This window comes from Shewanella sp. 10N.286.52.B9 (assembly GCF_002873635.1).
In the GTDB taxonomy this organism is placed as follows: domain Bacteria; phylum Pseudomonadota; class Gammaproteobacteria; order Enterobacterales; family Shewanellaceae; genus Shewanella.
Genome location: NZ_MCTY01000091.1, coordinates 1 through 11,464 on the forward strand (window position 1 = coordinate 1; position 11,464 = coordinate 11,464).

Below are 11,464 nucleotides of genomic sequence, written 5' to 3' on the forward strand. Positions count from 1 at the left end.
TACTTCTGCTTCTGATCTAAAGCATCAATTTATCTAATATGAAGTCAATATATTATCATTAAGTCTCAATCGTAGATTGTTTCAATTGACACCTTAAACATACTATGTTTATATTTAACCTATGAGTGAATTAATATATTACGATTTAAAATGCACCCAAGGAATGTCGCCTAGTCTTTCTGTACAAGTTGCTAAAGAACTCGGTCGCCGCATTGTTTCTGGTGCTTTCGAAGCCCACAGTCTTATTGACGATGAAAATGCCTTGGCGTCTCGGTATCATGTTAGTCGAGTGGTAGTTCGTGACGCTGTAAAGATTCTAGTAAGCAAAGGTTTATTAGAAGTGCGGCGGGGCATTGGTACTCGTGTTCAATCACGAGATAAGTGGAATATGCTGGATGATGACATTCTTGCTTGGCATTTATCAGCGCCACCCAATCTTAATTTTTTGAAGCAGTTAATGGATGTACGATTAGCATTTGAGCCTAAAGCCGCGCGATGGGCTGCTGAGCGTGCGACGGATGCAGACATTGCTGAAATTGCCAAAGCAGTTGAAGGAATGGCGCAGGCTTCTGGTACTGCAGAAGACTTTATTATTGCCGACTCTTTGTTTCATAAAGCGGTGATGAAAGCGGCAAACAATGGTTTTCTGGCATCGATGGAAGGCGTTATATATTCTGCGTTATTGGTAAGTATTAAAATGACCAATAAAGACCCTCGAGACAATGGAGCGTCGGTTCCTTTTCATCGAGATGTGTATGAAGCCATTTTTAATCGTGATGGTGACAAAGCTGAGAAATTAACCGAAAAACTGCTCAATGATGCCAGTATTCGCCTTTCTCTTAGCCAAAGTGACAATAATTAACATCAGATGGTTGTGTATCATCACAAAATCATATACATAGTATGTAGTTATATTTCTTGGGATAGAATAATTACATGAGTGAACTAACATACTACGATTTAAGAAGAACAAACTCGATGTCGCCGAGTTTGCCGGTTCAAGTAGCAAAAGAGTTAGGTCGTAGGATTGTTGCTGGAACGTTTGTGCCTGGTACGCTTATTGATGATGAAAATAAACTGGCTGAACGCTATCAAGTCAGTCGAGTTGTCGTTCGTGATGCGGTAAAAATTCTTGTTGGTAAAGGCTTATTAGATGTACGCCGAGGAATTGGTACTCGTGTTAAACCTAGAAATAACTGGGCTTTACTTGACGATGATGTTTTAGCTTGGCACCTTTCTGCACCACTTAATCCTGACTTTTTAACTCAATTGATGGAGTTTAGACTCGCATTTGAGCCTAAAGCTGCCAGTCTCGCAGCATTAAATGCCACGGAAGAAGATATTCAAGCAATTACTCAAGCGCTGGCTGAAATGGAAGCGTCTACAAGCGATGTGGATCGTTTTGTGATTGCAGATGCACACTTTCACAGTGCTATTTTAAAAGCGTCTCATAATGAGTTATTCATTTCGATGGAATGTGTCATCTTTTCGGCATTGCTAGTCAGTATTCGTGTGACTAACCAAAATGATGCTGAAAACAAAAGCTCAATACCCTTTCACAAAGAAGTGTTTGATGCGATTAAAGCAAAAGACAGTACGTTAGCCCAGTCGTTAACAGAAACCTTGTTGAGCGATGCTAAGGCAAGGCTTGTAGAACTTATGTAATTTCTGCATGTGTCATGGCTAGCAGCATTATCTGATAGATAAAATTAATGTGCTTAAACCTTGAGGTTTAAGCACGTTTTTATTTATGGCTTAGAAGTAATCCATATTGATCCTCTAAACATCACATGTTTAACTGTATGGGATTGAATCAAATTAATTTTTACTGTTTTACCGTCTCTTTCTCTCATTGCTTAAATTAAGCCACATAAGGATTTAGTGTGTCCAATATATCAAAAACAGTTGATCAACAAGCATTACGTTTTAAATCGATAGCAGAGCATTTAGTTGCACAGCGTAATGCTACACAGCCTAAGTCTGAATTTAATTTATTACAGTCGCCTAAAACTTTGGCTGATGCTCATGCTGTACAGCAATTGATGATAGCCCTACATGATCATGCTCCCTTAGGTTGGAAATGCCTTACCCCAAGAGAAGATGGCAGTATTATCGCAGCACCATTGTTGGGGCAAGTTGTTGAAACTCAGGTGGTATGTCAAATGAAAGCGGTTAATGGCCAAGCATTGATAGAACCTGAAATCGCATTCTTACTCAGAAGTAACTTACCCAGTGGCAAACATTACAGCGAAGCAGAAATAGATGCTGCCATAGGTTCAACTCATATGGCATTAGAGCTTATTCAGCCGAGGTTTAGTCAAGGTTATAAAGCTAATCATTATGAGCGTTTAGCTGACGGTTTAAGTAATCAAGGTTTATTTATTGGCCCTGAAATTGAGAAAGCGGCGGCTTATAAAGCGGCTGGCATAAACATTACAATGACTCAGGCAGGGATTAAACATGATTATATCGGTGTTCACCCATGTGAATTACCTCAAAATCCTATGTATTGGCTGGTTAACTATTTATCTGCATTAGGAATCGAGTTAAATGCGGGAGAGTACATTATAACGGGGTCATACCACGGCGTAATAAAGGTCGATATGGATACGCCTTTATCCGTTGTTTATGACAACTTAGGAGAGTTTGAAGTGAGTTTTTCACATAACGAGTGTTGCGATTAATCGTGCTGACGTTAAAGTAGTCAATAGCCTAAACTATGAATAATAATGTCACTGTGGTTGTTTATTCAGTCACAGTGAATTTGTTTTCTTATAATTATTTTGAAATAAACCCGTATTTTTTTCAATATTGTGTTTAGTTCTTGTTGACTAAAATGCAATTCGACATTACTTTCTTTTTCCAATATTAATCTTCTTTTAACAAGGTAAAACCTAATGACAGAGCCATCTGCGATCAGTTTGATCCCGCCTTTGGTTGTAATAATGTTAGCCATATTTTTACGCAGACCGATACTTGCCTTAGTGATAGGCGCAGTTGTGGGATTATTGATGCTAGATCCTGCTGAAGCATTGAATAATTTTTCAGAAATCTCACTGAGTGTAATGGCTGACGAAACTATAGGTTGGCTGATATTAGTGTGTGGTACCTTCGGCGCTTTGATCGCATTATTAGTCAGGACCGGCGGCGCTTTTGCCTTTGGTAAAAAAGCCTTACGAGTAGCGAAAGGGCCCAAATCGTCATTAATGATGACCTTTGTATTAGGTGTGGCCATCTTTATCGATGATTATCTTAACGCGCTCACCGTGGGTGAGACCATGAAGCGCGTCACCGATAAATATAAAATCTCCCGTGAAATGCTCGCTTATGTGGTTGACTCAACTGCGGCGCCTATTTGTGTGCTGGTGCCGTTATCAACTTGGGCTGTATTTTTCGGCGGTTTGTTAGTAGACAACGGCATTGCCGAATCGGGGCAGGGCATTGCGGTATATATGCAGGCGATTCCTTATATGCTCTATGCTTGGGTGGCAGTGGTCATGGTGCCATTGGTTATTTTAGGGGTTATCCCACTTATTGGACCGATGAAAAAAGCAGAATTTAAAGCTAAACAAGGTATTGGTATTCCTGTTGATGAGTCTGCAGAAACTCACACCAGCGATGACTATGGGGTAAAGGCCATTGAAGACAATTTCAGTGCCGCCGACGAACAAGGCAAGTTACATAATTTTTTAGTACCCATCATCTTATTAGTCGGTTTTACCGTGTACTTTGATATTGATGTTTGGCTTGGATTATTGGCGACGATGGCTATCACCATTCCTTATTATACCGTGCAAAAATTAATGCCGTTATCCGATATGATGGAGCAAATGATTGATGGTTTTAAAAGTATGTTGCCTGCAATCGGTACTGTGATCGCTGCGTTTATTTTTAAAGATGTTTGCGATAAATTATTACTGCCACAATTTGTGATTGAAAGCTTAAGCCCCTATATGACCGCGCAAATGTTACCCGCGGTGGTGTTTATCGCTATGGCAGTTTTAGCGTTTGCTACAGGCTCAAGTTGGGGCATATTTGCCGTCTCCATCCCCATTGTGATGCCGTTAGCCCAAGCTGTTGGCGCGGATATGCCACTCGTGATAGGCGCGCTGCTTTCTGCGTCATCTTTTGGCAGTCAGGCGTGTTTTTATAGTGACTCCACCGTACTCGCTGCCCAAGGTGCAGGCTGTAATTTAGTTAGCCATGCGGTAACGCAATTACCTTATACGCTTATTGCCGCTGGCATTACCTTTATTGGGTTTATTTTTATTGCTTAGAATATAAGTTCATAAGTCGAGGTTATCGCATTAAACCCGTGCTGAAACTGAATCAATCTCAGTATCAACACGGGTTTTTTTATGGGATAGTGATTATAAATAAATCAACCGTGGAGTCGCTGACAAATGGGGCTATCAAATCAACAAGCGATAACCAAAAATGTGGATTCTGAATCATTCACTGGTTGTAAATTAGCTCTGATTTTTGAACATAAATTGGTGGTGTACTTACGGGATGATAAAACCAATATTCCGTTCCCGAATCAGTGGGACTTTCCAGGTGGTGGCCGCGAAGGCAAGGAGTCGGCCCAGGAGTGTGTGCTTAGAGAGCTACATGAAGAATTTGATATTGCGCTGCCAATAGAGCGTTTGATATACAAACAGCGAGGGATTAACCAAACTGCAAATGGCCACTCCTACTTTTTTGTCGCTTATATTACTCAAACTGAACTAGATGCGATTAATTTTGGCTCAGAAGGCCAATACTGGCAATTGATGACGATTGCCGATTATTTGGCTCATCCAGCTGCAATAGCGCCATTAAAACAAAGGTTACAGCAGTTTTTAGCAACGAATTAACGCGTTTATTGAGTTACTCATTAATACTGAGCACCCAAAAAGTTAAACCTACATATTAAGGATGATCATGTACCTACCTAAAAAATCACAAATGCAGTCTAACGAGGCTTTAGACTTTATCCAGCAGTTTGGCTTTGCTCTGCTTAGCTCGAGCGATTTACAAGCCTCTCATCTGCCATTAATCCTTAAAACTGATGCTGACGGTATTTTCTGGGCCTCATGGGTATATTTCACCTAATTGGTATGACGGTTTTCCTGCGGTGCCGACTTGGAGTTATGCTGCGGAACATGTCACAGGCCCTTTTGAGCTCACTGATAACAATGAAACCATTTTGCATTTAACTGACACCATCGCTAAATATGAGCCTGAATTATTACAACATGGTGGTTTTATTCCGAATGACTACCGCGATAAATTGGCTAAAGCCATTGTGGGTTTTAAAATTTCAATTACTTGCATCGAAGGAAAACTCAAGCTAGGTCAACATCGCTCAGAGGCTGATCAACTTGGGGTATTAGCGGGTTTGGCCAATTCGACAAACTTAGATGCTCAGCAGTTATATCAATATACTAAGCAAATGTTGAGTCAAACATAAGCTTGGGCAGCGATGTGTGTTACTTAAACTGAATAAATCTTAGTTAAGGGGCGTTAATGCAGCAGTTAGGCAACAAGGGTTATGTTATTTCAACGGATCAAAATAAATTAGATATCAGTGTTATTCACGGTTTTATCTCACAAAGCTATTGGGCCAAAGGGATGCCGATAACAGTATTAGCCAAGGCCATTGAGCATTCTTTGTGCTTTGGGGTATTTACTGACCAAGGCGAGCAAGTTGGTTTTGCCCGCCTTATCACAGATAGAGCCACATTCGCCTATCTAGCAGATGTGTTTATTACTGATCAACATCGAGGAATTGGTTTAAGTAAGTTACTCATCGAAACGGTGATAAGTCACCCCGATATACAGGGATTAAGGAGAATGATGCTGGCCACAAGGGATGCTCATGGCCTTTACGCTCAGTATGGTTTTCTGCCGATAGATAATCCCGAAATATTAATGCAAATTTGGCGGCCAAACATTTATCAGCAAGCACAAAATGATACTTAATTGTGGCTTGTTGACAGTGTTTGAGCGCGCTTTAAATAACCACTTAATGGCAACCAAATTAACCCGCACAATAACCCACTTACGACGCCAATTAAGTGAGACTCTGTGGCGACTCTGGCATTGATCAGCTCACTGACGCTGTCACTGGCGCCAAAATAGGTTTCATAACCAGCTTTGATGATGACCCCTAACAATAACAAATAGCCTGATTTAAAGCCTTTTCGGATATCAAGTAGCGCGCCAAAAGTGAAAAGTCCGTGTAATAGCCCGCTTAGCCCCACATAACCCTTTAGTTCTGGGTAAAACCAATATAAGCCGAGCCCTTCAAGCATTGCCAAACTCAAAAATAAGCCTGCGAGTTTAACGCTATGCTGTTTGTAGTGGGTCTCATGCAAAAACAAAATCACCCAAAAACCGGCTAGGTTCATTAGTAAATGCCACAAGTTAGTGTGCAGAATATTACCACTAAGCAGTCGCCACCATTCACCTTGGGTAATTGAGTCATAGCGATAAGCCAGTAAACTGTCGATATCTATTTGTGCAAGAGGCAGTAAATTTAAGGCAAATAATGCTGCGCAAATGACGCTCACTATAGTTGCAAAAACATATACGCCAATTTGAGTTTGCTTATTTGCCATGTCAGTAACCCTATTTTAAGCTTTAGCCATTTTTTGATTAAGCTCAGCCATTACAGTGTCAGCGTTAGCTAAATAATCATCTAAACCACGTTGGCGAAGGGTGCAGGCTGGGCAATCGCCACAACCACAGCCCTTTATGCCGTTGTAACAGGTAAGGGTTTCATTTCTGACTAAGGTTAATGCTTGGTATTTATCTGCTAGTGCCCATGTTTCAGCTTTGTTTAGCCACATTAACGGGGTGACAATTTGTAATGGTTTATCCATACCTAACGCCAATGATTGCTGCATAGACTTGATAAATTCATCACGACAATCAGGATAGCCAGAAAAGTCTGTTTCACACACGCCAGTGATAATGGCATCGCACCCTAACTGATAAGCATAAATGCCCGCTAAGGTTAAAAAGAGAATATTGCGCCCAGGGACGAAGGTATTAGGCAGTCCATTATTCATGATCTCATGGGATACCGGAATTGAATCTCGAGTAAGCGCAGACACCGCAAGCTCATTGAGTAAACCCACATCCATGACTTTATGGCTGGCAATGTTTAATTCTTTAGCAAGTGATTGAGCAATTTCAATTTCTTCACGGTGACGCTGGCCATAATCAAAGGTGATGGCATGCACTTCGTCATATTGAGACATTGCTTGAATGAGGCAGGTTGTAGAGTCCTGACCTCCGCTAAATACGACAATTGCTTTAGACATTTTTTTCACCATATAAAATTTAAATATATCAACATGTTCCCAGAGCAGACTCATTGAAACAGTTAGTTAATTGAAGCCGTTGATTACGGTCTAAATTATAACGACATTAAGGATAACTTTCATGGTTATTTAACTTTTGATTAGTAGAATTTTAGTGAGATTTTTATAGCAGTGACCTTTTTGTAAAAGCGGCTATTAATAGGCTGATTAATAATCAGCTTTCATCAGACATATGTAATTAGTTGGCAGGTAATCTAATAAGCAGTCATTATCATGGCCGTTAATGGTTGCAGCTACAGTGAAAATACACTATAAATGCGCCCTTACTGAGAATAAGGCAGCTAAATGAAATATCCAGTTAATGAAGTTTTTGAAACCATCCAAGGTGAGGGCACCTTTACCGGCGTTCCAGCAATTTTTGTTCGTTTGCAAGGTTGTCCTGTTGGTTGTGCTTGGTGTGATACCAAACAGACCTGGGATGTATTAGAAGCAAACAAGGTTTCTCAACAACAAGTTATTGCAGTGGATGGCACCATTGGTCGCTGGGCAAATCATGATGCGCATTCATTATTAACTGCATTTACTGAAAAAGGTTTTACTGCAAAACATATTGTCATTACTGGTGGCGAGCCATGTTTATATGACCTAAGTAAGTTAACCAGTCATTTGATTGAAGCTGGCAACAGCGTGCAGATTGAAACCAGTGGTACTTTCGAGGTTCATTGTCATGAGCAAGTCTGGGTTACCGTGTCACCAAAAGTAAATATGAAAGGCGGCTATAAAGTCTTAAAGGCGGCGCTAGAGCGCGCTAATGAAATTAAGCATCCCATCGCCACCCAAAACCATATTGATGAACTTGATGAGTTATTAGTGGATATTGATGTATCTAATAAAACCATTTGTTTACAGCCTATTAGTCAAAAACCTCGGGCAACTGAACTTGCCATGAAAACCTGTATAAGCCGTAATTGGCGCTTATCAATTCAGACCCATAAATATTTAGATATCGATTAACTAACATATTGAAAAATAATCCCGCCTAATGTCAATTGGGCGGGGTTATTTTTTATAACTGATTTTATGGCTAAATTTTTATAACTTCCCCAAACAACCACTGCTGTTAAAATGTTGCAACTCTAGGTCAAATTCTTCAGTACAACCGATATTGTTATTAATCCACTCATTATTATAATAGGTATCTAAATAGCGCTCACCAGAATCACACAGCAAGGTCACTAACGAGCCTGTTTCGCCTTTTTGTTTCATCTGACAGGCTAACTGCAACACGCCATATAAATTAGTCCCCGTTGATGGCCCTACCTTGCGGCCAATATGCTGTGCTAACCAGTTCATGGTCGCAATAGATGCTGCATCAGGGATTTTTTTCATTTCATCCACTACACCTGCGATAAAAGACGGTTCAACCCTTGGGCGACCGATGCCTTCAATATTACTGCCTTTATCGCTGGTAATACTTGCATCACCATTTATATAGTAGTCATAGAATACCGAATTTTCAGGGTCTACCACGCACAGCTTAGTATCAAGTTGTTGGTAATTAAGGTAGCGGCCAATGGTTGCTGAGGTACCGCCAGTGCCTGGGCTCATCACAATCCATGCTGGAATTGGATGTGGCTCTTTTTGCATCTGATTAAAGATAGAGTCAGCAATATTGTTATTGCCGCGCCAATCGGTGGCGCGCTCAGCATAGGTAAATTGATCCATATAATGGCCATTGAGTTGCGCTGCTAGGCGCTGAGATTCTGCATATATTTGGTCAGTTTTGTCGACGAAATGACAACTACCACCATAAAACTCAATTTGTTGGATTTTCTTTTTCGCGGTTGTGGCTGGCATTACCGCAATGAACGGTTGGCCAAGTAACCGAGAAAAGTATGCTTCAGATACTGCAGTACTGCCAGATGATGATTCTATGATGGTGGTATTTTCATTAACCCATCCATTTGAAATCGCATACAGAAACAAAGAGCGGGCTAAACGGTGTTTTAAACTGCCAGTTGGATGGGTGCTTTCATCTTTAAGATAAATGTCGATGCCAGTTAATTGTGGAAGTTCTAACTTAATTAAATGTGTATCGGCGCTGCGTTGAAAATCAGCTTCTATTTTAGCTATGGCTTGATTAACCCATTGTTTAGACATCTGACATCCTAAGTTTGCTGTAATCGGATTATCTTAAAGATAAATAACAAGATCAGGAAGTTAAATTCTAATGTTTTATGAACAAGGTTACATTTTGACGCTAGACAGCAAATTAATAATCGATATCAATAAATGACTAGGATAAGGCTGTGAAGTTGAAACTAAGCAAATCTTGATGATAAAACTGAAGTGAAACTACTGAGAATTGAAATTGAGCTAATTTGAATGAGCTAACTTGATGAACTGAAGTGACTAAAAGAAATGGTGGAGGGAGAAGGATTCGAACCTTCGAAGGCTGAGCCGTCAGATTTACAGTCTGATCCCTTTGGCCACTCGGGAACCCCTCCACATATTTTTTCTTTTTTACGTCAATCTAACTGGGTATAACTTTACATTTATATCTTTAAATATTAGCAATCAATTTTAACTATGTTGACCACATAAATAAAATCAATTTTAAATATTTTTGCTAATGAATGGTGGAGGGAGAAGGATTCGAACCTTCGAAGGCTGAGCCGTCAGATTTACAGTCTGATCCCTTTGGCCACTCGGGAACCCCTCCACATATTTTCATTAACGCTGTTACTTTTTACTCGTGTTACCTCTAATTTATGTTGGCCACATAAAATAGATTTTTAATGAAGCATAAACCGATAAATGGTGGAGGGAGAAGGATTCGAACCTTCGAAGGCTGAGCCGTCAGATTTACAGTCTGATCCCTTTGGCCACTCGGGAACCCCTCCACGAAACGGTATATTTATCATTGTGCAAATGGTGGAGGGAGAAGGATTCGAACCTTCGAAGGCTGAGCCGTCAGATTTACAGTCTGATCCCTTTGGCCACTCGGGAACCCCTCCTCAATTGCGGCGGCAATAGTAGTCACGAATTAAATATAAGTAAAGGAAAAATCGAAAATAATGCTCAAGTATTTGTTTAAGTGGTCGATAAAATATCAACCTTGATAAATTTGATGTAAATATATGCAAATTGAGTCGCCATTAGTCAACGAACTGCAATTAGGCAATCGCCTTAATGATGCAGTTGAACACCATAGAAGAGGCGAATTCGCGCTACTACTTTCTATGTTGTCTAATGACGCTTGCGATATGGCGCAATTTCAAGTCGATAAAAATTTATCCATTGATGAAAAATTATATAAACAGTTACATATTCCTAAACCCCAAGCATTAGTGTGCGATATATCTCAGCAACAGGCGATTAATCATGCCGGTGATTTTTATGAAAGCGGTTTAAGCCAATTTCATTTACAGCAGGCGTTAAAACCTGAAGCTGTAGTGACGCGGGGAAAATATGATGAAGATTTGCAAATCACCTTAGCGAATTGTGATCTACTGACTAAACTTAAGCACCAACAATTAGTCCCAGATACATCAGCTCTAGCGCAAAATGAATTTCTTGAGCAATTAACCATACAAAGAAAGATGAGCGAAACCCTAGCATCACAACTTTATGCCGTTGCCTAGTTAATGCAGGTGCTTAGTAAATGCCGTGGCAGTGATTAAGCCGTTACTTGAGTTAGTTGCTACTAAGCGTTAAGCGCCTGCTGGTTAGACAGCCCCAATTAGGTGTATTACTGATTGGTAATATTGTGAGGCATATAAAAATTTTATTTCAGTTTTTGGGCTATGCTGACGTTTTAATGTGTATTGATAGGTGATAAAAGTGATAAAAACGATTACTAAGCAAGAAGTACAAGTCAGTGACAACTGTAATGATTGTGGCAGCTTTGTCGATATTGGTGCTGTTATCGAAGAAGAAGATACACAACTTATCTTGCAAGTTGATGGTGAAAACTTTCAGCAAATTGCAGATGACTTAGTTAGCAAAGCCAAAGAACGTTTTAGCAATGTCAAAGTACAGCAGCAAGTAACCGAGCAAGATGTGGTGGTTACTTTTGAGTTTGACGTTACGGTAGAAAAAATGATTTTCCAATTAGAAAACGGCCTTTAATTAGTCGTTTCTATGAGGTGTTG

At 40.1% G+C, this 11,464-nt stretch carries 12 protein-coding genes, 4 tRNA genes and 1 pseudogene; 10 read left to right on the plus strand and 7 right to left on the minus strand.

Annotated elements, in window-relative coordinates:
* Positions 1 to 121 precede the first annotated feature (121 nt).
* The 7 genes and pseudogenes from BCU91_RS06120 to BCU91_RS06150 all read left to right on the plus strand — a co-directional run bounded on the left by BCU91_RS06120 (position 122) and on the right by BCU91_RS06150 (position 5,964).
* Positions 122 to 862, plus strand: a complete 741-nt coding sequence (locus BCU91_RS06120; RefSeq protein WP_102435576.1) for a FadR/GntR family transcriptional regulator — start codon at positions 122 to 124, stop codon at positions 860 to 862.
* A 74-nt stretch (positions 863 to 936) separates the two neighbouring features.
* On the plus strand, positions 937 to 1,665 hold the full coding sequence (locus tag BCU91_RS06125; RefSeq protein WP_102435574.1) for a FadR/GntR family transcriptional regulator: 729 nt from the start codon (positions 937 to 939) through the stop codon (positions 1,663 to 1,665).
* Positions 1,666 to 1,883: 218 nt separating this feature from the next.
* A complete protein-coding gene (locus BCU91_RS06130; protein WP_241903426.1) occupies positions 1,884 to 2,684 on the plus strand; it encodes a 2-keto-4-pentenoate hydratase in 801 nt (266 codons plus the stop codon).
* Positions 2,685 to 2,897: 213 nt separating this feature from the next.
* On the plus strand, positions 2,898 to 4,277 hold the full coding sequence (locus tag BCU91_RS06135) for a Na+/H+ antiporter NhaC family protein (RefSeq protein ID WP_102531112.1): 1,380 nt from the start codon (positions 2,898 to 2,900) through the stop codon (positions 4,275 to 4,277).
* 126 nt (positions 4,278 to 4,403) lie between these two features.
* Entirely contained in the window at positions 4,404 to 4,856 is a 453-nt protein-coding gene (locus BCU91_RS06140; protein WP_102435570.1) for an NUDIX hydrolase, read from the plus strand.
* Positions 4,857 to 4,947: 91 nt separating this feature from the next.
* Positions 4,948 to 5,452, plus strand: a pseudogene (locus BCU91_RS06145) (FMN-binding negative transcriptional regulator).
* A gap of 56 nt (positions 5,453 to 5,508) precedes the next feature.
* Entirely contained in the window at positions 5,509 to 5,964 is a 456-nt protein-coding gene (locus BCU91_RS06150; RefSeq protein ID WP_102531113.1) for a GNAT family N-acetyltransferase, read from the plus strand.
* Here the strand turns inward: BCU91_RS06150 and rrtA are convergent.
* A complete protein-coding gene (rrtA, locus tag BCU91_RS06155) occupies positions 5,961 to 6,602 on the minus strand; it encodes a rhombosortase (RefSeq protein WP_102435564.1) in 642 nt (213 codons plus the stop codon). The two genes, BCU91_RS06150 and rrtA, sit on opposite strands and share 4 nt — an antisense overlap.
* A 15-nt stretch (positions 6,603 to 6,617) precedes the next feature.
* On the minus strand, positions 6,618 to 7,310 hold the full coding sequence (gene queC, locus BCU91_RS06160; RefSeq protein ID WP_198589275.1) for a 7-cyano-7-deazaguanine synthase QueC: 693 nt from the start codon (positions 7,308 to 7,310) through the stop codon (positions 6,618 to 6,620).
* 345 nt (positions 7,311 to 7,655) lie between these two features.
* Between queC and queE the strand changes: the two genes are divergently transcribed.
* Positions 7,656 to 8,324 (plus strand): 7-carboxy-7-deazaguanine synthase QueE, encoded by a 669-nt coding sequence (gene queE, locus BCU91_RS06165; protein WP_102519513.1) that lies wholly within the window; start codon positions 7,656 to 7,658, stop codon positions 8,322 to 8,324.
* Positions 8,325 to 8,402: 78 nt separating this feature from the next.
* On the opposite strand, the gene BCU91_RS06170 is transcribed toward queE, so the two are convergent.
* From BCU91_RS06170 to BCU91_RS06190, 5 genes are all read right to left on the minus strand, one after another.
* Positions 8,403 to 9,470 (minus strand): PLP-dependent cysteine synthase family protein, encoded by a 1,068-nt coding sequence (locus tag BCU91_RS06170; RefSeq protein ID WP_102531114.1) that lies wholly within the window; start codon positions 9,468 to 9,470, stop codon positions 8,403 to 8,405.
* A gap of 262 nt (positions 9,471 to 9,732) precedes the next feature.
* Positions 9,733 to 9,817, minus strand: a tRNA-Tyr gene (locus BCU91_RS06175).
* 130 nt (positions 9,818 to 9,947) lie between these two features.
* A tRNA-Tyr gene (locus tag BCU91_RS06180) sits at positions 9,948 to 10,032 on the minus strand.
* Between the two features lie 96 nt (positions 10,033 to 10,128).
* A tRNA-Tyr gene (locus BCU91_RS06185) sits at positions 10,129 to 10,213 on the minus strand.
* Between the two features lie 29 nt (positions 10,214 to 10,242).
* A tRNA-Tyr gene (locus BCU91_RS06190) sits at positions 10,243 to 10,327 on the minus strand.
* Positions 10,328 to 10,450: 123 nt separating this feature from the next.
* On the opposite strand from BCU91_RS06190, the gene BCU91_RS06195 reads away from it, so the two are divergent.
* The gene (locus tag BCU91_RS06195; RefSeq protein WP_102435556.1) at positions 10,451 to 10,954 is read left to right on the plus strand and encodes a VC2046/SO_2500 family protein; all 504 of its coding nucleotides are present in this window, start codon (positions 10,451 to 10,453) and stop codon (positions 10,952 to 10,954) included.
* Between the two features lie 199 nt (positions 10,955 to 11,153).
* Positions 11,154 to 11,441, plus strand: coding sequence for a DUF406 family protein (locus tag BCU91_RS06200; RefSeq protein WP_102435554.1), 288 nt, complete (start codon positions 11,154 to 11,156; stop codon positions 11,439 to 11,441).
* The last annotated feature ends 23 nt before the right edge of the window (positions 11,442 to 11,464 follow it).

Bases quoted from the DNA above. Each gene is read 5' to 3' on its own strand.
- BCU91_RS06120 (WP_102435576.1), top strand. From the start codon at position 122: ATGAGTGAATTAATATATTACGATTTAAAATGCACCCAAGGAATGTCG.
- BCU91_RS06125 (WP_102435574.1), top strand. From the start codon at position 937: ATGAGTGAACTAACATACTACGATTTAAGAAGAACAAACTCGATGTCG.
- BCU91_RS06135 (WP_102531112.1), top strand. From the start codon at position 2,898: ATGACAGAGCCATCTGCGATCAGTTTGATCCCGCCTTTGGTTGTAATA.
- BCU91_RS06140 (WP_102435570.1), top strand. From the start codon at position 4,404: ATGGGGCTATCAAATCAACAAGCGATAACCAAAAATGTGGATTCTGAA.
- BCU91_RS06150 (WP_102531113.1), top strand. From the start codon at position 5,509: ATGCAGCAGTTAGGCAACAAGGGTTATGTTATTTCAACGGATCAAAAT.
- rrtA (WP_102435564.1), bottom strand. From the start codon at position 6,602: ATGGCAAATAAGCAAACTCAAATTGGCGTATATGTTTTTGCAACTATA.
- queC (WP_198589275.1), bottom strand. From the start codon at position 7,310: ATGTCTAAAGCAATTGTCGTATTTAGCGGAGGTCAGGACTCTACAACC.
- queE (WP_102519513.1), top strand. From the start codon at position 7,656: ATGAAATATCCAGTTAATGAAGTTTTTGAAACCATCCAAGGTGAGGGC.
- BCU91_RS06170 (WP_102531114.1), bottom strand. From the start codon at position 9,470: ATGTCTAAACAATGGGTTAATCAAGCCATAGCTAAAATAGAAGCTGAT.
- BCU91_RS06195 (WP_102435556.1), top strand. From the start codon at position 10,451: ATGCAAATTGAGTCGCCATTAGTCAACGAACTGCAATTAGGCAATCGC.